The sequence below is a fragment of the Rhodobacter sp. NTK016B genome (assembly GCF_017303295.1).
In the GTDB taxonomy this organism is placed as follows: domain Bacteria; phylum Pseudomonadota; class Alphaproteobacteria; order Rhodobacterales; family Rhodobacteraceae; genus Pararhodobacter.
On record NZ_JAFKOK010000010.1, the window covers coordinates 130,767 to 152,758 of the forward strand.

Sequence of the window (21,992 nt, forward strand, 5' to 3'; positions counted from 1 at the left end):
ATCAGCCGCCCAGCAGACTGCGCGACCCGCCCGCCATCGAAGCACGCAGGCTGTCCACCAGCCCGACATAAGAGACCAGCGGCCCGCGCAGGAACGGCAGGGCATTCGCGATCACCGGAGCCAGAAGATAGAGCACCGCCAGTGCGATAACGATCAACACGACCAGCGACAGCCCCCGGCGGAAGCCCTTGCCGTCTTCGTCGTCGTCATCCTCGTCACCATCGGCGTCGCGGTCGCTGCCCGGCTCCAGCGTCGAGGTCAACTCTTCGATATCCGGCAGCAATTTACGGCGGCTGACGGGCGTTTCCTCGGGCTTGGACTCGTCCGGCGCCTGGGCGTCCGAATCGTCGGGCAGCGCGGGATCGTCCTCGCCATAAACGCGCGACGGCGCAGCTTTCGAGCGTTGCGGCCGCGTCAGGCCCAGATCGCCCTGCGTCTCGATCCCGGTGCGGGCGCGCTTGCGCTCGCCCATCTCGCGCTCGGCCTCTTCGCGCAGGACGTCGAGCACCGTCTTGTCGATCCGTGGCGCGGCCTGAGGCCGACCGGGCACCGGCCCGCGTTCATCCGCATCGTCGTCGTCGAGCGCGTCTTCGGTCTCGAAATCCTCATCGTCGTCATCGAGATCGGCGGCGCGCATCTGCAGCGCCACGTCCATCGGATACTGATACCAGGTATGCCCGCAGGCCGAGCACTGAACGTCACGCCCGCCCTTGGGAATGACCTTTTCATCCACCTCGTACTGCGCATTGCAGTTGGGACAGGTCAGTCTCATCGGGACTCCTTGGGACGATTTTCGCCGTTTGCCTGCCACGGCCATTGGCTCTGCTCACCGGACGTTGTAGCAATCCCCATGTCAACTTCCAAGGGCGCAGCCCGCGTTTCGACTGCTCGCAAAGGGGTTAACTTGTGATCCGATTGGCGAACGTCTCGCATGATTATGGCGGGCGCGGTTTGTTAAAGGGAATCGACCTGCACATCGCGCCGGGGGCTTTTCACTTTCTTACCGGGCCCTCAGGTGCAGGCAAGTCCACACTTCTCAAACTGTGTTACGGCGAATTGCGGCCAAGTGACGGCGAGGTCGAACTTTTCGGCCAGCCGCTGGCCGGCCTGAGTCGCGACGCGCTGGCCGATACCCGCCGCCGCATCGGGGTGATTCATCAGGATTGCCAGTTTCTCGACCATCTGAGCCTTGCCGAAAACGTGGCGCTGCCCTTCGTCGCCACCGGTCGCCCGGTCCCCGAGGCCGATCTGCGCGAATTGCTGGCCTGGGTCGGGCTTGCGGGACAGGCCGAAAGCCTGCCGCCCACCCTGTCGGGCGGCGAACGTCAGCGCGCGGCGCTGGCCCGGGCGGTAATTATGTCGCCCGAGGTCGTGCTGGCCGACGAACCCACCGGCAATGTCGACCCCGAGATGTCGCAGCGCCTGCTGTCGCTGTTGGTCGAACTCAACCGCATGGGCACGGCGGTGATGATCGCCACCCACGACCTGCCCCTGATTCGCAGCGCCAAGGCGATGGTTTCGGCGCGTGTGCTGCGAATCGTGGATCAAAACCTGCAAGCAGCCGGGAGCGACCTTTGAGCGACGCCCAGCCCCGCCCCCTGCGCGCCTTAGGCGGCGCGCGTCGCACGCCCGGTTTCGGCGACCCCGCCGGGATCGTCCCCGCGACCGGCTCGGCCGCGTGGCTGACCGCGCTGATCTCGGCGGCGATGGCGTTTCTCGCCGTCTTCGCGCTGGCGATGTCGCTCAGCTCGAACCAGCTTGCACAGCGCTGGTCGGACACGCTGTCGCAAAGCGCCACGCTGCGCATCTCGGCCCCGCCGAGCGAACTGGACGCCCAGACGCGCGCGGTTCTGGAAATCCTGCGCACCACGCCCGGCGTACAATCGACCCGGGTGATGGACGAAGACGAGCAGCGTCGCCTGCTCGAGCCGTGGTTCGGCCCCGACCTGCCGATCGAGACGCTCGCCCTGCCCCGCCTGATCGAAATCGCCGAAGACCCCGGCGGCTTCGATTCGGTCGGCCTGCGGATGCGGCTGGCGACCGAGGCGCCGGGCGCGGTGCTTGACGACCATACCCGCTGGCGCCGTCCGCTGGTGCAGGCCGCGTCCTCGCTGAGGGTGCTGGCATGGTTCGCCGTGGCGCTGATCGCGGTGATGGTGGGGGCAATGATCACGCTGGCCGCCGGGTTCTCGCTGGCCGCGAATGCGCAGGTGATCCGCGTGCTGCGGCTGGTAGGGGCGCGCGACCTGTTCATCGCCCGCGTCTTTACCCGGCGCTTCACGCTGCGCGCCTTTCTGGGCGCAGCGGCGGGGACCTTGCTGGGCATCGGCGCCTTCGCGGTGTTGCCCGTCGCGGGCGAAGCCGGGTTCTTCACCGGGCTTGGCTTTCAGGGCGCGGGCTGGCTGACACCGCTTATCATTCCGCCCGTTGCCGCGCTGATCGGCTGGGCCGCCACCCGCGCGGCGGCAATGCGCGTTCTGAAAAGGGAAACGTGATGGGCTACGCGTTCCAGTGGCTGCGCTCGCTGATCTTCACGGGGCAGGCCTATGCGATGATGGTGCCGATGGCGGTGATCTTCCTGCCCTGGGCCATCGTCAGCCGCAAAGGCGCCTGGGCGGCCGTTCACACTTGGACAAGCTGGGTGCGCTGGACGGCGTCCTGGATGATCGGGCTGAAATCCGAGATCCGGGGCCCGATCCCCGAAGGCGAGGTGATGATCGCCGCAAAGCATCAGAGCTTTTTCGACATCATCCTGATCTGCAACGTCCTTCCCCGCCCCAAATTCATCATGAAAAAGCAGCTCGTCTGGGCGCCGATCCTGGGCTGGTACGCGCTGCGCATCGGCTGTGTCCCGGTGGATCGCGGACGCCGTGGCGCGGCGATCAAGGCGATGGTCGAGCAGGTGAATTCCGGCAAGCTGGAACCCGGTCAGCTGATCATCTTCCCCCAGGGCACCCGCGTCGCGCCGGGCGTCAAGCAGGATTACAAGGTCGGCGTCGCGGTTCTGTATCAGGAACTCGGCGCGCCCGTTGTGCCCGCTTCCTGCAATGTCGGCGTGTTCTGGCCGCGCCACGCGGTTTACCGCAAGCCCGGCCTCGCGGTGGTCGAGTTCGGCACACCGATCGAGCCGGGGATGCCCTTGCGCGACTTCCTCGGGCGGGTCGAAGAGGTTGTCGAAGAGCGCTCGGACGCGCTGATGGCCGAGGCCGGTTTCCCCCGGATCGAAGGCTGAGATGGCAACCAGCGCCGACACCGTGGAGTTCATTCGCGAACAGATGGCCGGGGCCGGTGCGGTCACGGCCAAACGCATGTTCGGCGAATGGGGGCTGTATCTGGATGGCAAGTTCATCGGCGTGATCTGTGACGAAACGCTGTTTCTGAAGGACACGCCCGGCGCGCGCGACGCCTTCCCCGACGCCGAAACCGCCCCGCCCTATCCCGGCGCGAAGCCCGCGCTTGTGGCGGCGCCACTGCTGGACGAGCCCGAGCAACTGTGTCGGGTTGCGCGTGCGGTATGGGACGACTTGCCCGCACCCCGTCCCAAGAAACCGCGCAAAAAGACCTGAGACGTCCCCGCGAAGACGCGGCGCGATCATGGAGCCAAAAGGGAGAGCACAGGATGAGCTGGATCACCGAGATGGCCGCGCTGGAGGCGCTCTACGGCACGCCCGCCGAAGCGACGCAAACCAAGGTCACCCCCCGGCTGACCCCGGCCTATACGCGCTGGATCGAAGCCGCGCGTTTCTGCTTTCTTGCCAGCGTCGGCCCTGAAGGCACCGATTGCACGCCGCGCGGCGATGACGGTCCGGTGGTTCAGATCGCCGATCCCGGCACGCTTGTCATGCCCGACTGGCACGGCAACAACCGCATCGACAGCCTGCGCAATATCCTGCGCGACGGGCGTGTCTCGCTGTCGTTCATGGTGCCCGGCTCGACCAATGTGGTGCGCGTGAACGGCACCGCCCGTCTGTCGACCGACGCCGCGCTGACGGGGCGTTTCGAAAAGACGGGCAAGCGCCCGAAACTGGTGATCGTGATCGCTGTGGGCGAAGTCTACATGCAATGCGCTCGCGCGCTGATCCGCTCGGGCATCTGGCAGCGCGACGACAGTGCCGGCCTGCCCAGCATGGGCGATATCCTGGCCGAGATCACCGCCGGCGCGTTCGACGGCGCCGCTTACGACACGGCCTGGCCGTCGCGCGCGGCCGAAACGATGTGGTGAGGAAAGCGCCGCGCGCGGGTCAGACCGCGCGCTTGTGCTTGATGCGGTCGACGGGCGTGCCATCCGCCAGCGGCACCGCGCGGATCACGTCGTATTCGCGAAAACCCATCTTGGTGTAATAGGCCAGACCCGGCACGTTGTCGGCGCGGATTGTCGCGTTCATCGTCTCAAGCCTCAGCGCCTGCGCCCGGGCCATCGTCGCTGCAAAAAGCGCGCGCCCCGCGCCCGGCACGCGGGGAACCTGCCGGGTGAAACTGCCGATATCGCCCCAGCCCTGAGGCAGATCGGTGTTGCGGTAGAGCCCCTGAAAGCCCACCGGCTCACCGTCGCGGGTCACCACGTGACAGCAAAGCACGTCCGGCCCCGCAAGACTGAGGTCCCACAGCCGTGCGGGGGTGAAGGGGGTCTCGTTCGCGGTTGTGCCACCCGCGGCGATGATCGCGTTGATCACGTCGCAGAGCGGCTCTGCATCGGTCTCGACCGGGGGCCGGACCTGCAAGCTCACGCGGCGAGGCCCTTCTTGCCCATATCGAGGTATTTCTGCCGCCGCGCCTTGATCAGCGCGTCGCTGGTCTGGCCATCGAACTTGGCCAGCATCTCGTCCAGCGCCTTGCCGACCGAGGCAATCGTGCCGCTGCGGTCGCGCTGCGCCCCGCCACGCGGTTCAGAGATGATGCTGTCGATCACGCCCAGCTTCAGCAGATCCTGCGCGGTCAGGCGCATCGCCTCGGCGGCTTCGCGCATCTTCTCGGAATCCTTCCACAGGATCGACGCGCAGCCTTCGGGCGTGATGACCGAATAGACGGAATGTTCCAGCATCAGGATGAGGTCAGCCGTGGCCAGCGCGACCGCGCCGCCCGAACCGCCCTCGCCGATAATGACCGAAATCACCGGGACACCGACCTGCAGGCATTTCTCGGTCGAGCGGGCGATGGCCTCGGCCTGACCGCGTTCCTCGGCGCCCTTGCCGGGATAGGCACCGGGCGTGTCGACAAGCGTGATGACCGGCAGGCCGAACCGCGCGGCCAGATCCATCAGGCGGATCGCCTTGCGATAGCCCTCGGGGCGCGCCATGCCGAAATTGCGCTCGATCCGCGACTTGGTGTCCGAGCCCTTTTCCTGCCCGATCACCACAACGGGCCGGTCGTTCAGCCGCGCAAGACCGCCCATGATGGCGTGATCGTCGGCAAAGTTCCGGTCGCCCGCAAGCGGCGTGTATTCGGTGAACAGCGCATCGATATAGTCTTTGCAATGCGGCCGGTCCTGATGCCGCGCGACCTGACATTTGCGCCACGGCGACAGATTCTTGTACAGGTCATTCAGAAGCTGCTCGGCCTTCTTGTCCAGCGCTTCGGCTTCCTTCTCGACATCCATCTCGGGCGAGGTCTGGGCCATGGCACGCAATTCGGCGGCCTTGCCTTCGATCTCGGCGAGGGGTTTCTCGAATTCAAGGTAATTCATCGACGGCACCTATTGAGACGGGTTCTATATGCATCGCCTCATGCGGTGTTGCAACCGATCCCGTCCCGCAGCCTTGGCCCCGCGCGCCGATCAAGCCGTGTTCTGGCGGCTGCCCGCTTGCACCCGCGCGCGGAAATTCTATTTTATGTAAGGTCTATAGGGATGATGCTGCAATGATCCGCTACAGCCTGCAATGCGATAAGGGACATGCGTTCGAGAGCTGGTTCGCCTCGGCCTCGGCCTATGATGCCCTGGCCAAGGGCGGGCATCTGAGCTGCGCCCATTGCGGCAGCCCCAAGGTGGAAAAGGCGCTGATGGCGCCGTCGGTCTCCAGCGTCGAAAGCAACAGCGCGAAACCGGTCGAAACGCCCGCCGCTACCCCGCTGGGGCCGCGCAACGCCATAGAAGAGCGGATCGCGGCGATCCGCAAGCATGTCGAGACGACCTCGGATTATGTCGGGGACAATTTCGTGCGCGAAGCCCGGGCGATGCATCTGGGCGAAAGCCCCGAACGCCCGATCTGGGGCGAGGCGAAACCCGAAGACGCGCGCGCGCTGGTGGACGAGGGCATTCCGGTCGCCCCCCTGCCTTTCATGGGCAAGGCACGCACCAACTGATGCCGGATTGGCAACAATCCCCATCGGCATTGTACGCATTTCGTTAACCATTCTCGCGAGCCGCAAGGATTGGTTAATCAAACGACAACAAAGAGATCCGAATTCGGCGCAATCTCGCCACAATGCCAGCGCCATTCTGGGGGCAACCGCCAGTCACCGAGGTGCCGCCATGACCGTCTCGCCCAAGCTCTCGCCCGTCCGCTATCCGCAATCCGCCTTCAGCACGCCGCGCCGTTCGGGCCGGATCGACTGGGTCGTTCCGCTGGCCGCCGTAATCGGGCTGGGGATTGCCGGTTTTGCCGCGATGCGCGCGGGCGGCAGCGAAACGCAGGCCGCGCCCCTGCTCAACCGCGCGTCGATCGTGCCGATCTCGGCCCCGGCCGAACCCGGTGCCCCGCAGGTCTACGAGGCCCTCGCGACGGAAACCCGCGCCATCAACCGCTGCGACGCGATCAGCGGCGATTGTCGGATGCTGCCGGTTGAGGACACGCTCTACCGCATGAATGACGGCAGTGAATGGCTGGCCCGCACCGCCTTCGACGATGCCGGGCAAATCGAATACACGCTGTGGTACGATCATACCGGCGCGATGGTCGGCGCCCCGCTGGGGCTGCAACCGGGCGCCTGAGCACGCGCGCACCGACCGCGCGAAAACACCCCGTCCGGGCCTGATTTTCCTGTCGTTGCGGCCCTTGCGCCATACCCAACCCGCGCGTAAGACGAGCGCGCGCTGCACAAGGTGTGCGGCATGCGTCTTGCGGGGGTATTCATGCCGATCCTTGTGATGAAATTCGGCGGCACGTCGGTCGCCGATCTGGACCGGATCGCCAATGCGGCCGAGAAGGTCAAACGCGAGGTCGAGCGGGGCTATGACGTGATCGTCATCGTCTCGGCCATGTCCGGCAAGACCAATGAACTGGTGGGCTGGGTGAACGAAACCTCGCCCTTCTACGACGCGCGCGAATACGACGCCGTTGTCTCTTCGGGCGAGAACGTGACCGCCGGGCTGATGGCGCTGCGCCTGCAGGAAATGGGCGTCTCGGCGCGCAGCTGGCAGGGCTGGCAGGTGCCGATCAACACCACCTCGGCGCATGGCGCGGCGCGCTTCGAATCCATCCCGCGCGACAATATCGACGCGAAATTCGCCGAAGGCTTCAAGGTCGCCGTGGTCGCGGGCTTTCAGGGCCTCAGCCCCGAGGGCCGGATCACCACGCTGGGCCGGGGCGGCAGCGACACCACCGCCGTGGCTTTCGCCGCCGCATTCGAAGCCGAGCGTTGCGACATCTACACCGATGTCGACGGCATCTATACCACCGATCCCCGCATCACCTCGAAGGCGCGCAAGCTCGACCGCATCAGCTTCGAAGAAATGCTGGAACTCGCCTCGCTGGGGGCGAAGGTGCTTCAGACCCGCTCGGTCGAGCTGGCGATGCGCTACAAGGTGCGCCTGCGGGTGCTGTCCTCGTTTGATGAAACCGATGAAACGTCCGGCACGATTGTCTGCGACGAGGAGGAAATCATGGAATCGAAAGTCGTCTCCGGCGTCGCCCATTCGCGCGACGAAGCCAAGATCACCCTCTTCACCATCGAAGACCGCCCCGGCATCGCCGCCGCGATCTTCGGACCGTTGGCCGATGCGGGCGTCAATGTCGACATGATCGTGCAGAACATCTCGGAAAAAGACTACGATGACAGCCATCCCGGCGCCGTCACCGATATGACCTTCTCGTGCCCCGTCGATCAGGTGGGCCGCGCCCGCAAGGCGATGGAAGAAGCCAAGGCGGGCGGCAAGATCAACTACGAAGAGCTGATCATCGACACCGACGTCTCGAAGGTCTCGGTCGTCGGCATCGGCATGCGCAGCCATGCCGGGGTCGCCGCCAAGATGTTCCAGGCGCTGTCGGCCGACAACATCAACATCAAAGTCATCGCCACCTCCGAGATCAAGATTTCCGTGCTGATCGACCGGCGCTACATGGAACTCGCCGTGCAGACCCTGCACGATGCTTTCGACCTCGATCACGCATCCTGATTGCGGAATAGGCAGCGGCCCCGGAAGGCGAGTGCGGCGACAGCATTCGCGATCCGGGCCGCTCGCCGGCAGCGCGCCGTCGCAAAGCCGTTTCCATTCCGCCTTAAGTTGATCTAAGGTCCAGTCGCCCCACCGCTTGTTAACAGGACAGCCGCACAGATGCAGGACCGGAGCGAAAGCGAAAGCCGCCGACTGCTGCGCCGACTGCGCGACACGCTGGCCGAACCCGCCCGCGGACAGGAAAGGCTGGACCGGATCGTCGGCATGATCGCCGAATCGATGCGCACGGATGTGTGCTCGATCTACCTGTTCCGCGACCGCGAAACGCTTGAACTTTGCGCCACGCGCGGCCTTAAGGCGGAATCGGTACATCGCACGCGGATGCGACTGGGCGAAGGTCTGGTCGGTCGCGTCGCACGCACGGCCACCGCCGTGAACACCGCCGACGCCCCCGCCGAGCGCGGGTTCCGCTATATGCCCGAGACCGGGGAAGAGATCTATTCCAGCTTTCTCGGCGTGCCGATCCAGCGTCTGGGCGAAAAGCTGGGCGTTCTGGTCGTGCAATCGCGCGAGGCGCGGCTGTTTTCCGATGACGAGGTCTATGCACTCGACGTGACGGCGATGGTTCTGGCCGAGATGACCGAACTGGGCGCCTTCACCAGCGACGACACGCCGATGGCATCGGCCCACAAGCATCCGGTGATGCTGCGCGGCGGATCGGGTCAGGAAGGCACCGCCGAGGGGCAGGTCTGGCTGCACGAGCCGCGCGTGGTGGTGACGAACCTCGTCAACGACGACCCGGCGGCCGAGGCCGAACGCCTGCGCGCCGCAGTGGACCGGCTGCGGGTGTCGGTCGACGACCTGATGAACACCGCCGGCACCGGCGACAAGGAACATCGCGACGTTCTCGAAGCCTACCGTATGTTCGCCAATTCGCGCGGCTGGCTGCGGCGGATGGAGCAGTCGATCGAAAGCGGCCTGTCGGCCGAAGCGGCGGTCGAAAAGGAACAATCCGAAGCCCGCGCGCGGCTGCAGCTGGTGCCCGACCCCTATCTGCGCGACCGGCTGCACGATCTGGACGATCTGTCGAACAAGCTTCTGCGCATCCTGACCGGACAAGGCAGCGATACCGGCGCGCAGATGCCCGAACGCCCGATTCTGGTGGCGCGCAATATCGGCCCCGGCGAGCTCTTGGAATACGGCAAGCTCCTGAAAGGCGTCGTGCTGGAAGAGGGATCGGTGGGCTCGCACGCCGCCGTCGTCGCCCGCGCGCTGGCGATCCCGCTGGTGGTCCATGCCGAGGGCATCACCACCGAGGCGCTGACCGGCGACAGCATCATCGTCGATGGCGACGAGGGCGTCGTCCATCTGCGCCCCGATGACAGCGTCGCCGCCGCGTACCGCGACAAGATCATCATGCAGACGCAGGCCGCCGCCCGCTTCGCCGAACTGCGCGACAAACCCGCCAGCGACCGCAAGGGCAACCGCGTCGCGCTGCATATGAATGCGGGCATCATGGCCGATCTGCCCTCGCTCGAAGGGTCGGGCGCCGAAGGCGTGGGCCTGTTCCGCACCGAGCTGCAATTCCTGCTGCGCAATTCCATGCCCCGCCGCGCCGATCTGGCCGCTCTTTATGCCCGCGTTCTCAAGGCTGCGGACGGGCGGCGGGTGATCTTCCGCACGCTCGATATCGGCTCGGACAAGGTCATGCCCTACATGAACCGGCCCGAGGAACCGAATCCGGCGATGGGCTGGCGCGCGGTACGCGTGGGGCTCGACAAGAAGGGCGTGATGCGGATGCAGCTTCAGGCGCTGATCCGCGCCTCGAACGGACGCCCGCTTTGCGTGATGTTCCCGCTGGTCGCCAATTTCGAGGAATTCCGCACCGCGCGCGAGATCCTGCTTCGCGAGATCGAACGCGAGGCCCATCTGGGTCACCCGCTGCCCGAGAAACTGGAAATCGGCGCGATGCTGGAAACCCCCAGCCTTGCCTTCGCGCCGGACGCCTTCTTCAAGCTCGCGGATTTCGTGTCGATCGGTGGCAACGATCTGAAACAGTTCTTCTATGCCGCCGACCGCGAAAACGAACTCGTCCGCCGGCGCTATGACACGCTGTCGCTGAGCTTCATCACCTTCATCCAGAAGATCGTCAAACGCTGCGAGGCCAATGGCACCGCGCTGAGCTTCTGCGGCGAAGACGCGGGCCGCCCGGTCGAGGCGCTGACGCTGGCGGGTGCGGGCCTGCGCAGCCTGTCTATGCGACCGGCCTCCATCGGCCCGGTCAAGGACCTGATCATGCGGTCGGATCTCGACGAGGTCGCGGCGCTGATCGACCGGGCCAAAGAGCACGGCGAGGATACGCTGCGCCGCTCGATGATCGACTATATCCGCAGCCTGCCCATCGGCTGAACGCCCGCGCCTTCAGGGGATGCTCTGTCGATGGCTCAGGCGCCGTCGGTCCAGCGCGTCACGTCACCGGTCACGCCGTCCCACGCGCCGGGTTTCAGGTCCAGCCCCAGCACCCGCTCGGGGTTCGTGGGCGGCGGCATGACAACGCGGTCGAGCTTGGTGAAGCCGAAACGCCCGTAATAGGGCGCATCCCCCACCAGCATCACCCGGTCCCAGTGATGGCGCCGCGCGCGGCGCAGGCTTTCGCGGATCAGCAGCCCCGCCAGCCCCTCTCCCTGCCGTGTCGGGTGAATGGCGACGGGCCCCAGCAACAAGGCGGGCGTGCCGCCCACGCGGACCGGCCAATAGCGGATGACACCCGCCAGCGCCTCGGTCTCGTCCCACAAACACAGGCAGAGCGGCGCCACGGGCGGCACGTCGTCGCGCAGGCGGTACGAGGACAGCGCCGTGCGACCCGGCGCGAAGCACAGGTCGTAGAGCGCCTCGACCTCCCACCAATCGGCGGGCTCTTCCTGTTCCAGATCCATGGCCGCTCCAGACCGGTTTTCGCGTCAGATCCTGAAGCACATCCGGATCGCACAGGACAGGCCCGGCCCACAGCATCTGGACTCGGCCCTAACATGCGTTAAATCCAAGATCAAATCCCCGCAGCGCCGGGCTGCGAACGCGAAGGAAACCCATGTTCTACCGCCCCGCCGACGGCCACGGCCTGCCGCATAACCCGTTCAACGCCATCGTCTCGCCCCGCCCCATCGGCTGGATCTCGACCCGCGACGCCGACGGCCACGACAATCTCGCGCCGTATTCCTTCTTCAACGCGGTCGCCTATGTGCCCCCGCAAGTCATGTTCGCCTCGACCGGCGCCAAGCCCGACCGCCCGGCCAACAAGGACAGCGTCTCGAATATCCGCGAGACCGGCGTGTTTTGCGTCAATGTCGTCTCGAAGGCGCTTCTGATGGCGATGAATACAAGTTCGGGGGCGTGGGACCGCGACGTCGACGAATTCTCGCTCGCCGCGCTCGAGCGGGCAGAATGCGACACGATCCCCTGCTCTTACGTCAAGGATGCCCCGGCCACGCTGGAATGCCGCATGACACAGATCATCGAGCTGGGCGGCAAGGACAACACCATGGTGATCGGCGAAGTAACCGGAATCCGACTGCACGACGACTGCCTGATCGACGGACGCTTCGCGTACGAGACCTTCACCCCGGTGGGGCGGCTGGGCTACCGCGATTACGCCTATGTGGACGATGCATTCCAGCTGGCCCGGCCCTCGGACAAGTGAGGGGCGAGAGGGCGGCTGCCCCCTCGCGCTCCCCTGCCCAAGAGGGGAAGCACGCTCCCCCTCTTGGACCTCCCCCGTGAGTATTTGAGACAAAGTGAAGGCGCTTCATTCTGCTTCATACACTCATGCCCGCTCATCATCGCTGTTTACGGCCGGGACCATGGCCCGCGCGCGCAAGCGGGGTGGGTGGGCGGGAGCGATGCGCGCGCGCCTATCCGCCCAGAACCGCGCCGGGATTGAGGATGCCGACCGGATCGAGCGCGCTTTTGATCGCGCGCATCGATGCGACCGCCACCGGATCGACATAGCGCCGCAGATCACCGGTTTTCAGCCGCCCGACCCCATGCTCGGCGCTCACGGATCCGCCGAAGGCATGCACCAGATCGTGCACCGTCTCGATTACCTGCGCGCGCAGCGGCTCGTAGGCGTCACGCGTTTTGCCCGGGGCCGGGAACACGTTGTAATGCAGGTTGCCGTCCCCGACATGGCCGAAGCAATTGATCCGCATATCCCCCAGCGCACCTATGGCCGGCCCTGCTTGAGCGATGAAATCGGGCAGCGCCGCCAGCGGCAGCGAGACATCGTGGCTGGCCACCGCGCCGATCTTGCGATTGGCCTCGGGGATCGCTTCGCGCAGGCGCCAGAACTGGGCCCGCTGAGCTTCCGAGCTGGCGATCACACCGTCGAGCGCAAGCTCCGCCTCGGCCGCGGCTTCGAACAGCGATTCGAGTTCTGCTGCCGGGTCGAGCGAGGCCACCAGCCCAAGATCCACCAGCACCATCCAGTCGGGGATCTCGGCAAAGGGCTGGCGGATCTCGGGCATCACCTCGGACAGGAAGCGCGGCCCTTGCCCGCCGATCAGCTCGAAACCCGACACCCCCTCGCCCAGCCGCTCTTGCGCCAGCGCCAGCAGGCTCAGCGCCGCCTGCGGCGACGGCACGACAATCATCGCCGCCCCCGTGCGTGCGGGACGCTGAAAGAGCCGCAGCGAGGCGGCGGTGATCACGCCCAGCGTGCCCTCGGAGCCGATCAGCAAATGGCGCAGATCGTAGCCCATGTTGTTCTTGCGCAGCCGTTTGAGCCCGTGCATCACTCGCCCGTCGGCCAACACCGCCTCGATCCCCAGACAGAGGTCGCGCATATTGCCCCAGCGGAGCACGCCGGTGCCGCCTGCATTGGTGCCCAGAAGCCCGCCGATCCGCGCCGTGCCCTCGGACCCCAGTGACAGCGGAAAGAGCCGCTGCGCGGCCTCTGCCGCGCCCTGCACATCGGCGAGGATGCAGCCCGCTTCGGCCACCATCACCCCGCCCTCGGGCTCGACGAGGCGAATGGCGTTCATCCGCTCGAGCGACAGCAGCAGCGGCGCGGCGCCCCCGGTCATCACCTGCCCGCCGACCAGCCCTGTGCCGCCACCATAGGGGATAACGCCGACCTTTGCCGCATTCGCGGCGCGCAGAATCGTCGAGACCTCGTCCACCGATGCCGGGCAGGCCACCGCGCCCGCCTGACCCCGGTAGCGCCCGCGCGGTTCGGTCAGGTAGCGGTCCTCGGCCGGGCGCAGCGTGCCTTTGGGCAGTTGCCCGTCGAGTGCGTCCAGAAAGGTACCATCGCAGGGGGAGAGCATGGTCAGAGTTCCTCGGCCAGTGTCAGGATCGCCCGGCAGACGCGGGGATTGCGCATCGTCAGTGGCGCGCCCATGGCTTTCTCGGCGCCGGCGGCGAGTTTCGAGCGCCCGACGCCATGCGGCAGGTGCAGATAGAGCGCCGCCTCGCTCGCGTGCCAGGCCTCATCCCCCTGGGTCAGCCTGTTGAGCCGGGCCGCATCGATTGCAGCGGGACGGGCAAGGAAGCCGATCTGCGCCGTGTCCTCGTCAAAGGGATTGGCCGCAAGGATCGCGGCGAAAGCGGGCGGATCGAAGATCAGCGCTTCGGGCGCGACGGGGAAATCGGCGGCGATGGCCTGCGCGATGCCGGGGCCAAGATCGGGGCGGCAGGCGGGGTCGCGAAACACCGCATTGCCGCTCTGGATATGCGTGCTCACCTGTTCAAGCCCCAACCCGGCCAGAAGCGCCCGCAGATCGGCCATCGGCAGTTTGCGGTTCGCGCCGACATTCACGCCTCTCAGCAGCAGGATCCGGCGGTCATCCGACATCCGTTCGTCCCCTTCGGTCGCCCCGAAGGTTGGCATAGAGCACGTGGTTGCGCCAGCGTCCGTTGATCTGCAGATAGCTCTGCGCGACCCCTTCGTACTTGAAGCCGCATTTCTCCAGCACGGCGCGCGAGGCAGCGTTTTCGGGCAGGCAGGCGGCCTCGATCCGGCTGATATCCAGTTCGGTAAAAGCGTGATGGACCACCGCGTTCAGCGCCTCGCGCATATAGCCATGCCGCGCGAAGGTTTCCCCGATCCAGTAGCCGACCGTGCCGACCTGCGCGGGACCGCGGCGGATATTGTCGAGTGTGATCGCGCCCAGAAGCTGGTCGTCGTCGCGCCGGACAAGAAACAGCGGCAGGCCGGTGCCCTGCTGGCGCACACGCGCCGCCCATTGCACGCGCCCGGTGAACGAGCGGCGGTGCAGATGATCCTCGGACCATGTTGGCTCCCACGGGACCAGAAACGCGGCAGAGGACGCGCGCAGCGCCGTCCACATCCGGAAGTCCGAATGCTCGGGCAGACGCAGGACCATGCGTTCAGTGTCCAACCGGAATCGTCGTCTCGATGCCAGCAGGAACCCGGCCATCAGGCAACGAGCCTTTCGCGCAGCTCCTGCAGCGTGGGCGCGGTGGCGACGGGACCGTACAGCGCCATCGACATGCGCGCCTCGCTGGCGAGTTTCTCGGCATAGGTCTTGATCGCGGGCAGATCGACGGCGTCGATCCGCTCGACCGTTTCCGACAGGTCGGGCACCCGGCCCCAGATCGCCAGCAGGCGGGCCAGACGCTCGGCACGGCTGGACGGGCTTTCCAGCCCCATCAGCAGCCCCGCCTTCATCTGCGTGCGGGCGCGGGCGATCTCGGATTCCTTCATGTCCTGCGTAGCACGGCGGAATTCGTCGATCGTCAGGTTGGCCAGATCGCGAATATCCTCGCCGCCGGTCCCCGCATAGACGGTGATCGAGCCGGTATCGTCATGCGACCCCGCCTGCGCGAAGGTGGTGTAGCACAGGCCACGTTCTTCCCGCAGTTTCTGGAACAGGCGCGAGGACATGCCGCCGCCCATCGCGCCCGCGAAGATCTGCGCCGTGAACAGGTCGGGATCGCGAAAGGCCGGGCCTTCGATCGCCAGCGCGAAATGCGCCTGTTCCAGCGTCTTGATCTCGCGCCGTTCATTGCAGTGAAAGCTGGCGGGATCGGCCACGCCGGCATCGAAGGCGGGCAGATGGCCGAACAGGTCCTCGGCCAGTTTCACCAGCGTGTCGTGATGCACGGCCCCGGCGGCGGCCAGAATCATCTGCCCCGGCCCGTAATGGCCTTTGACGAAGCTGCGCAGATCGCTGGCATCGTAATGGGCGATGCGTTCGGCGGGGCCCAGAATCGGGCGGCCGATGGGCTGGTCGGGATAGGTCGCTTCCTGCAGCCAGTCAAAGATCACGTCATCGGGCGTGTCCGCCGCCTGACCGATTTCCTGCAAGATGACATGCCGCTCGGTTTCGATCTCGCGCGGGTCGAAGGCGCCGTTCAGCACGATATCCGACACCACGTCCAGCGCCAGCGGCACATCGGCCTCGAGCACACGGGCGTAATAGGCGGTCATCTCGCGCGAGGTATAGGCGTTGATATAGCCGCCGACATCCTCGATCTCTTCGGCGATCTGCAGGGACGAGCGCGTGGCCGTGCCCTTGAACGCCATGTGTTCGAGGAAATGCGCGATGCCGTTCTGCTCGGCGCGTTCGTGGCGTGCACCGGCCATGACCCAGATGCCGACCGCTGCCGAGGCGAGGCCGGGCATGGGTTCCGTGACGATGCGGAAGCCGTTGGGAAGCGTTGTGATGCGGTGCATCAGGCCCCCGTCCGTTCGAGAATGAGCGCTTCGAGCGCCTTCAGATCGCCGGGCATCCGCGTCACGCGCTCGGTCCGGTCGAACAGATCGCCCATGCGCGGCGGCAGCGCCGGGTGAATGCCCGTCGCCTCTTCGACCGCGGCGGGGAACTTGGCGGGATGCGCGGTGGCCAGCGTCACCATCGGGTTCGTCCCCTGATGCGCTTCGGCCACGGCGACGCCGACCGCCGAATGCGGGCAGAGCAGTTCGGCCGAATGCGCCAGCGTGCGCTTGATCGAAGCCGAGGTCCCCTCTTCGCTGACACGGCCGGATTCGAACGTGTCCTGCAGCGATTGCAGCGCGCCTTGGCTCACGGTGAATTTGCCCGTGCTTTTCAGCTCGTCCATGAGCTGCGCCAACGCGCGCCCGTCGCGCCCGTAAGCGTCGAACAGAACGCGTTCGAAATTCGAGCTGACCTGAATGTCCATACTCGGAGAGATGGAGGGCAAAACGCTTTCGGTCTGGTAAACGCCGGTGGTCAGGCAGCGGTGCAGAATGTCGTTCTGGTTCGTCGCGATCACCAGCTTGCCAATCGGCAGGCCCATCGTCTTGGCAATGTAACCCGCGAAGATATCGCCGAAATTGCCGGTGGGCACGGTGAAATCGACGGGCCGGTGCGGCGCGCCAAGGCTGGTCGCGGCGCTGAAATAGTAAACCACCTGCGCCAGAACGCGCGCCCAGTTGATCGAGTTGACCCCCGCCAGCCGAACCCGGTCGCGGAAGTCGAAATCGTTGAACATGTCCTTGAGCAGGCCTTGGCAGGTGTCGAAATCGCCATCGACCGCCAGCGCATGCACGTTCGACTCGGCCGGCGTCGTCATCTGACGGCGCTGGACCTCGGACACGCGGCCATGCGGGAACAGGATGAACACATCGACATTGCTCAGGCCCTTGAAGGCCTCGATCGCGGCGGACCCGGTATCGCCCGAGGTCGCGCCGACAATGGTCACCCGGTCACCCGACCGGGTGAGCGAGGCCTGAAACAGCTGACCGATCAGCTGCATGGCGAAGTCCTTGAACGCCAGCGTCGGGCCGTGGAACAGCTCGAGCAGAAAATGGTTCGGGCCAAGCTGCTTGAGCGGCGCGCGCGCATCGTGGCCGAAACCGGCATAGGCCTTGGCGATCAGCGCCTTGAATTCGTCGTCGGTGAAGGTCTCGCCGATGAAGGGGCGCATCACGCGGTAGGCGATCTCTTCATAGGGCAGACCGGCCAGCGCGGCGATATCGCTCTCGCTCATCGTGGGCACGGTTTCGGGGACATAAAGGCCGCCATCACGCGCAAGCCCGGTGAGCATCGCCTGTTCGAAGGTCAGGGCCGGTGCCGAGCCCCGAGTCGAGATATACTGCATAAGTCTTTCCTCAGACACTTGTCCGCCTGATACGCCACAGCAGGGCGATTGTCATCACCGCCCAGACGGTCGCCAGCATGAACCACGTCAACGCGTATTCCAGATGGTCGTTCTTCAGGGCGGCGCCGCTGATCGGGTCGGTCATCAGCGGCGGCGCGGCGGCGCTGTCCTCGCGCGCGACGATCAGCAGGGGTTCGGCATCGAGCGCCTCGGCAATCGGCAGCGGGTCGCGGGCGAAATACAGGTTGCGGCCTTCGTCCGGGTCCGGCGTGAAGCTGTCGCGGTCGCCCGGCCAGTCCAGATTGCCGATCACAGTCACGCCGTCGGCCTGCGCAACATAAGCGTCGCGCTGCGATTCTCGCACGAAGCCCCGATCGACCAGCAGGCGGCGCCCGGTTTCGGTTTCAAGCACGGCGATGATGCGCACGCCCGGCCCCGCCTCGCGCTGGCTGGACAGGACATTGGCATATTCGCCGGTATAGCGGCCCTGCACGATCACCGGCAGGTAACGGTCGTCGTCAGGCGTGGCATCGGCGGGAACGAGCACCGGATCGTTATGAATGCGGGTCTCGATCCGTTCGATCAGGTCCAGCTTCCATTCCAGCCGGTTCAGCTGCCAGAAGCCCAGCCACAGCAGAATCGCCACACCGGCAATGCCGAAGATCCCCGCGCCGATCAATCGTCCGTTCACGTCATCATCCCGTTCAAAAAGAAGAACGGGGGGCACGTAGCCCCCCGAACCCAATGCATCAAGTGTGAGGCTCAGACGCCCGAGCTGCCCCAGATATAGACAGCAGCGAAGAGGAAGAGCCACACGACATCGACGAAGTGCCAGTACCACGCGGCGGCTTCGAAACCGACATGGCGTTCCTTCGTGAAGTGACCGGCGCGGACGCGCAGGTAGCACACGAAGAGGAAGATCGTGCCGATGATCACGTGCGCGCCGTGGAAGCCGGTCGCCATGAAGAAGTTAGCGCCATAGATGTTGCCGGCAAAGCCGAAGCCCGCATGGCTGTACTCATAGGCCTGCAGCACGGTGAAGATCGCGCCCAGAACGACCGCCAGGATCAGCCCGGTCGAGACGTCCTTGCGGTTATCTTCGTGCACAAGCGCGTGGTGGGCCCAGGTCGCGGCGCAGCCCGACAGCAGCAGGATCAGCGTGTTGATCAGCGGCAGATGCCACGGATCGAACAGCTCGACGCCCGCGGGCGGCCAGACGCCGTCGATGGCCGGGCTTTCCGGACCCATCGGGTACATGGCGTGCTTGAAGAAGCTCCAGAACCACGCCGCGAAGAACATGACTTCGGACATGATGAACAGGATGAAGCCATAGCGCAGGCCGATCACGACGACCGGGGTATGGTCGCCCGAATGGCTTTCGGTGACGACATCCGACCACCAGGCATACATGACGTAGAGCACGCCGATCAGGCCGATGGCGAACACCCAGGGGCCCATATCGTGCATCCACAGGATGGCACCCGTCAGCATGACGAAGGCCGAAACGGCACCGACGAAGGGCCAGATCGACGGCGGGAGGACGTGGTAATCGTGGTTCTTTGCGTGGGCCATTTCCGTTCCCTCAGATTTTCCCGTTTCGTGCCGCTTGCGCGGTGTCTGTTTTTTGGCGCCCCGGCCCGTCGGGCCCGGACGCGTGAAGTCAGTTCGTTTCCACCTGCGCCGCCGCCGATTCGGGCAGCTCCGCCGGGTGGAAGGTATAGCTCAAGGTGATCGTGTTGAGGCCCTGCGCCTGCACATCCGGATCGTCGACGATCTCGGGATCGACGTAGAAGGTCACCGGCATCTGGGCGGTTTCGCCTGGCTGCAGCACCTGCATGTCGAAGCAGAAACAGGCGATCTTGATGAAATAGCCACCCGCCGCATAGGGCGTGACATTGTAGCTGGCCGTGCCCGCGATCGGGTGATCGGTGGGGTTATAGGCCTCGTAGAAGGCAAGGCCGGTCTCACCGATCCGCAGTTCCATCACCCGCTCGACAGGGCGGAATTCCCAAGGAAAGCCCCGCTCGACCGAGGCGTCGAAGCGCACTTCGACGGTCTGATCGAGAATCGTGTCGGATTCGGTCTCGGCCCGCTGGGTGGTGCCGCCAAAGCCCGTGACCCGGCAGAACAGGTTATAGGCCGGGACCGCCGCCCAAGCGAGCGCGCCCATCACGATGACCACCCCGATGAGCGACGCAAGCGTGCGCTGGGATTGTTCGAGATTGCGCCACCAGCGTTTCATTCGTCTGCCCCCCCGGTCCGCGCACCGGGATCCATCTCGATGCGGTAGGTGTGGTCAAACCCCTGCAGCTGATCGCCCGTGGTCATCTTCGCGATGGTCAACCCGAAGACGAGCGCGACGAAGGCCAGCAGCACGACGAGAACGCCGATATTGCGGCCCTGGCGGCGCTTGTGCAGTTCGTGTTCGCGGGTCAGAGCCATGAGGCAGTCTCCCAGCCGACATAGGTCGACAATGCATGGGCCCACGGCGTCGCTTCGACCGCGAAGGCGGCGAAATGCAGGAACAGATAGGCCAGCGACAACGCGAAGAAACGCTTCTCGGCAGCGTATTTATCCGCCTCGGCCCGTTCTTCTCGGCGCATCCACAGGCGGAAGGCGCCGATCACGAAGAGCAGGTTCAAGACCAGCGATACAGCGAAATAGATCGGCCCGCCAATCGAAGTGAAGGCCGCGATCAGCGCGACCGGCGCGAGCAGCAGCGTGTAGACAAGGATATGGTTGCGGGTCGAGCGGCGACCGTGGGTCACGGTCAGCATCGGCACCTTGGCCTTTTCGTAGTCCGAGTTCATGAACAGCGCCAGCGCCCAGAAATGCGGCGGCGTCCACATGAAGATCAGCAGGAACATCAGCACCGCCTCGATGCTGATCGAACCGGTCGCGGCGACCCAGCCCACCATCGGCGGGAAAGCCCCTGCCGCGCCGCCGATGACGATGTTCTGCGGCGTCGAGCGCTTGAGCCACATCGTGTAGATGACGGCGTAGAAGAAGATCGTGAAGGCCAGAAGCCCGGCGGCCAGCGCATTCGTGGCCAGCCACAGCATGACGACCGACAGAACCGACAGCGACGCGCCGAGACCCAGCGCTTCGCCGGGTTCGACGGCCCCCGAGGGAACCGGGCGCTTGGCGGTGCGGCGCATGACGCGGTCGATATCGGCATCCCACCACATGTTCAGCGCGCCCGAGGCCCCGGCCCCCAGCGCGATGAAGATGATCGCGGCCAGAGCCTCGACCGGATGCAGATGGACGGGGGCGACGATCAGCCCCACCAGCGCGGTGAAAACCACCAGCGACATGACGCGCGGCTTCAGAAGCTGGACGTAGTCGCCGAAACTGGCGTCCCCCGGTCCGGTCTGGCCTGCGATGTCTGCACGAATGTCGGTCATTCAGTCCTCGGAATGGTCCGGCGCCGCGTCGCGGGGTTAGTCCCGCGCGCGACGCCGGTTACTCTTGGATCAGTTCGACGCCAGCTCGACGGCGGCTTCGGTGTAGCCCGGCGCGGCGGCGAGGTTCTCGGCGCCCTGCTCTTGCAGCCAGGCGACATAGTCTTCCGGCGACACGGCGCGGACGGTGATCGGCATGAAGGCGTGGCCCTGACCGCACAGTTCCGAGCACTGGCCAAAATAGATGCCGGGTTCGTCAACGTTGAACCACAGCTGCGCCAGACGGCCGGGAACCGCGTCCTGCTTCACGCCAAAGGCCGGGATGGTCCACGAATGGATCACGTCACCGCCGGTGACCTGCATGACGACGTTCTGCCCGACCGGCACGACGACCTGCGCATCGGTCGCGAGCAGGTAGTGACGATCTTCGTAACCGTATTCGGCCAGTTCGTCGCGGGCCAGCGGATAGGCCGAGAAGTCGACGCCGTGATCGACATATTCATAGCCCCAGTACCACTGATAGCCGGTCACCTTGATGGTCACGTCGGCCTCGGGCATCGTCTGGTCGCGGAACAGCGCGGGAACGGTGAACGAACCGATGAAGATCAGGATGAAGATCGGCAGGATCGTCCACGCGATTTCCAGCGGCGAATTGTGCGTGAAGCGCGACGGCACCGGGTTCGAACGCTGATTGTAGCGCACGATGACCCACAGCAGCAGGACGCAGACGAAAACCGTGATCGCGCCGATGATGTACATCAGCATGCTGTCGATCCAGTGGCTGCTCGCCGCGACAGGGCTGTGCGCGTGTTGCAGGTCGATCCCCGCGTCGTGGGGTTCGCCCAGGAAGGGCAGATCCTGCGCCATCGCCTGGCCGGCGGCGGCCATCGACAAAGCGGCAGCCCCAATGCGACCACCCATTCCGGCGGCGAAGCGGGTGAGGTCCTTGAAAAGATGCATCTTGTGTTCCCGTTTTGCGCGGCCTTCCGACCGTCTATCTCCGCCGCCCCCGCGCGATGCGCCATCAGTCATGGACGGACCGGCCGCGAACAGACGGGAGGCGGTTTCCCTCTCTCCTAAAATCATATTAGCATCCCCATAACAAGCCAAACCGATGCGTCATGGTGCCGCCATTTGACTTAAGTCAAAGACATGCTGCACCGCCGCAACGGTCGCGC

General features: G+C 65.6%; 25 protein-coding genes. 10 read left to right on the forward strand and 15 right to left on the reverse strand.

Translation table 11 applies throughout. From position 1 onward, the window contains the following. Position 1: 1 nt before the first annotated feature. The gene (locus JI664_RS14395) at positions 2-772 is read right to left on the reverse strand and encodes a zinc-ribbon domain-containing protein (RefSeq protein ID WP_207014449.1); all 771 of its coding nucleotides are present in this window, start codon (positions 770-772) and stop codon (positions 2-4) included. Positions 773-906: 134 nt separating this feature from the next. Between JI664_RS14395 and JI664_RS14400 the strand changes: the two genes are divergently transcribed. The 5 genes from JI664_RS14400 to JI664_RS14420 are packed head-to-tail and all read left to right on the forward strand — an operon-like array spanning position 907 to position 4,222. Beyond that, positions 907-1,578, forward strand: a complete 672-nt coding sequence (locus tag JI664_RS14400; protein WP_207014450.1) for a cell division ATP-binding protein FtsE — start codon at positions 907-909, stop codon at positions 1,576-1,578. A gap of 20 nt (positions 1,579-1,598) precedes the next feature. Then, the gene (locus tag JI664_RS14405; protein ID WP_207014545.1) at positions 1,599-2,495 is read left to right on the forward strand and encodes a cell division protein FtsX; all 897 of its coding nucleotides are present in this window, start codon (positions 1,599-1,601) and stop codon (positions 2,493-2,495) included. Next, positions 2,495-3,232 (forward strand): lysophospholipid acyltransferase family protein, encoded by a 738-nt coding sequence (locus JI664_RS14410; RefSeq protein WP_207014451.1) that lies wholly within the window; start codon positions 2,495-2,497, stop codon positions 3,230-3,232. The genes JI664_RS14405 and JI664_RS14410 overlap by 1 nt, the downstream gene beginning before the upstream one ends. Before the next feature lies 1 nt (position 3,233). Continuing rightward, positions 3,234-3,566, forward strand: a complete 333-nt coding sequence (locus JI664_RS14415) for a TfoX/Sxy family protein (protein WP_207014452.1) — start codon at positions 3,234-3,236, stop codon at positions 3,564-3,566. 53 nt (positions 3,567-3,619) lie between these two features. Continuing rightward, a complete protein-coding gene (locus JI664_RS14420; protein ID WP_207014453.1) occupies positions 3,620-4,222 on the forward strand; it encodes a pyridoxamine 5'-phosphate oxidase family protein in 603 nt (200 codons plus the stop codon). A gap of 19 nt (positions 4,223-4,241) precedes the next feature. Here the strand turns inward: JI664_RS14420 and JI664_RS14425 are convergent, their stop codons facing one another. Continuing rightward, positions 4,242-4,727 (reverse strand): GNAT family N-acetyltransferase, encoded by a 486-nt coding sequence (locus tag JI664_RS14425; RefSeq protein ID WP_207014454.1) that lies wholly within the window; start codon positions 4,725-4,727, stop codon positions 4,242-4,244. Next, the gene (locus JI664_RS14430; RefSeq protein ID WP_207014455.1) at positions 4,724-5,683 is read right to left on the reverse strand and encodes an acetyl-CoA carboxylase carboxyltransferase subunit alpha; all 960 of its coding nucleotides are present in this window, start codon (positions 5,681-5,683) and stop codon (positions 4,724-4,726) included. The genes JI664_RS14425 and JI664_RS14430 overlap by 4 nt, the downstream gene beginning before the upstream one ends. Before the next feature lie 173 nt (positions 5,684-5,856). On the opposite strand from JI664_RS14430, the gene JI664_RS14435 reads away from it, so the two are divergent. The 4 genes from JI664_RS14435 to ptsP all read left to right on the forward strand — a co-directional run bounded on the left by JI664_RS14435 (position 5,857) and on the right by ptsP (position 10,741). Next, the gene (locus JI664_RS14435; protein ID WP_207014456.1) at positions 5,857-6,300 is read left to right on the forward strand and encodes a DUF1178 family protein; all 444 of its coding nucleotides are present in this window, start codon (positions 5,857-5,859) and stop codon (positions 6,298-6,300) included. A gap of 169 nt (positions 6,301-6,469) precedes the next feature. Next, positions 6,470-6,928: a hypothetical protein gene (locus JI664_RS14440; protein WP_207014457.1), complete on the forward strand. Its 459-nt coding sequence runs from the start codon at positions 6,470-6,472 to the stop codon at positions 6,926-6,928. 141 nt (positions 6,929-7,069) lie between these two features. Beyond that, positions 7,070-8,332, forward strand: a complete 1,263-nt coding sequence (locus tag JI664_RS14445) for an aspartate kinase (RefSeq protein ID WP_207014458.1) — start codon at positions 7,070-7,072, stop codon at positions 8,330-8,332. A gap of 159 nt (positions 8,333-8,491) precedes the next feature. Next, entirely contained in the window at positions 8,492-10,741 is a 2,250-nt protein-coding gene (ptsP, locus tag JI664_RS14450) for a phosphoenolpyruvate--protein phosphotransferase (RefSeq protein ID WP_207014459.1), read from the forward strand. A 35-nt stretch (positions 10,742-10,776) separates the two neighbouring features. Here the strand turns inward: ptsP and JI664_RS14455 are convergent, their stop codons facing one another. Further along, positions 10,777-11,268 carry a GNAT family N-acetyltransferase gene (locus JI664_RS14455; RefSeq protein ID WP_207014460.1) on the reverse strand — a complete coding sequence of 164 codons (492 nt, stop codon included), beginning with the start codon at positions 11,266-11,268 and terminating at the stop codon, positions 10,777-10,779. Between the two features lie 152 nt (positions 11,269-11,420). Between JI664_RS14455 and JI664_RS14460 the strand changes: the two genes are divergently transcribed. Beyond that, complete coding sequence (locus JI664_RS14460; RefSeq protein ID WP_207014461.1) at positions 11,421-12,029, forward strand: flavin reductase family protein; 609 nt, start codon at positions 11,421-11,423, stop codon at positions 12,027-12,029. A 211-nt stretch (positions 12,030-12,240) separates the two neighbouring features. Here the strand turns inward: JI664_RS14460 and JI664_RS14465 are convergent, their stop codons facing one another. From JI664_RS14465 to coxB, 11 genes are all read right to left on the reverse strand, one after another. Continuing rightward, complete coding sequence (locus tag JI664_RS14465; RefSeq protein WP_207014462.1) at positions 12,241-13,653, reverse strand: FAD-binding oxidoreductase; 1,413 nt, start codon at positions 13,651-13,653, stop codon at positions 12,241-12,243. A 2-nt stretch (positions 13,654-13,655) separates the two neighbouring features. After that, positions 13,656-14,180, reverse strand: a complete 525-nt coding sequence (locus JI664_RS14470) for a DUF1697 domain-containing protein (protein ID WP_207014463.1) — start codon at positions 14,178-14,180, stop codon at positions 13,656-13,658. Next, positions 14,170-14,754 (reverse strand): GNAT family N-acetyltransferase, encoded by a 585-nt coding sequence (locus JI664_RS14475; protein WP_207014546.1) that lies wholly within the window; start codon positions 14,752-14,754, stop codon positions 14,170-14,172. The genes JI664_RS14470 and JI664_RS14475 overlap by 11 nt, the downstream gene beginning before the upstream one ends. Before the next feature lie 11 nt (positions 14,755-14,765). Beyond that, complete coding sequence (locus JI664_RS14480; RefSeq protein WP_207014464.1) at positions 14,766-16,025, reverse strand: M16 family metallopeptidase; 1,260 nt, start codon at positions 16,023-16,025, stop codon at positions 14,766-14,768. Then, on the reverse strand, positions 16,025-17,413 hold the full coding sequence (gene thrC / locus JI664_RS14485; RefSeq protein ID WP_207014465.1) for a threonine synthase: 1,389 nt from the start codon (positions 17,411-17,413) through the stop codon (positions 16,025-16,027). The genes JI664_RS14480 and thrC overlap by 1 nt, the downstream gene beginning before the upstream one ends. A 10-nt stretch (positions 17,414-17,423) precedes the next feature. Further along, on the reverse strand, positions 17,424-18,104 hold the full coding sequence (locus JI664_RS14490) for an SURF1 family protein (protein WP_207014466.1): 681 nt from the start codon (positions 18,102-18,104) through the stop codon (positions 17,424-17,426). A 71-nt stretch (positions 18,105-18,175) separates the two neighbouring features. After that, entirely contained in the window at positions 18,176-18,985 is an 810-nt protein-coding gene (locus JI664_RS14495; RefSeq protein WP_207014467.1) for a cytochrome c oxidase subunit 3, read from the reverse strand. A gap of 88 nt (positions 18,986-19,073) precedes the next feature. Beyond that, the gene (locus JI664_RS14500) at positions 19,074-19,655 is read right to left on the reverse strand and encodes a cytochrome c oxidase assembly protein (protein WP_207014468.1); all 582 of its coding nucleotides are present in this window, start codon (positions 19,653-19,655) and stop codon (positions 19,074-19,076) included. Beyond that, the gene (locus tag JI664_RS14505; RefSeq protein ID WP_207014469.1) at positions 19,652-19,855 is read right to left on the reverse strand and encodes a hypothetical protein; all 204 of its coding nucleotides are present in this window, start codon (positions 19,853-19,855) and stop codon (positions 19,652-19,654) included. The genes JI664_RS14500 and JI664_RS14505 overlap by 4 nt, the downstream gene beginning before the upstream one ends. Next, positions 19,846-20,817 (reverse strand): heme o synthase, encoded by a 972-nt coding sequence (gene cyoE / locus JI664_RS14510; protein WP_207014470.1) that lies wholly within the window; start codon positions 20,815-20,817, stop codon positions 19,846-19,848. The genes JI664_RS14505 and cyoE overlap by 10 nt, the downstream gene beginning before the upstream one ends. 69 nt (positions 20,818-20,886) lie before the next feature. Beyond that, positions 20,887-21,735 carry a cytochrome c oxidase subunit II gene (gene coxB, locus JI664_RS14515; RefSeq protein ID WP_207014547.1) on the reverse strand — a complete coding sequence of 283 codons (849 nt, stop codon included), beginning with the start codon at positions 21,733-21,735 and terminating at the stop codon, positions 20,887-20,889. Between the last annotated feature and the right edge of the window lie 257 nt (positions 21,736-21,992).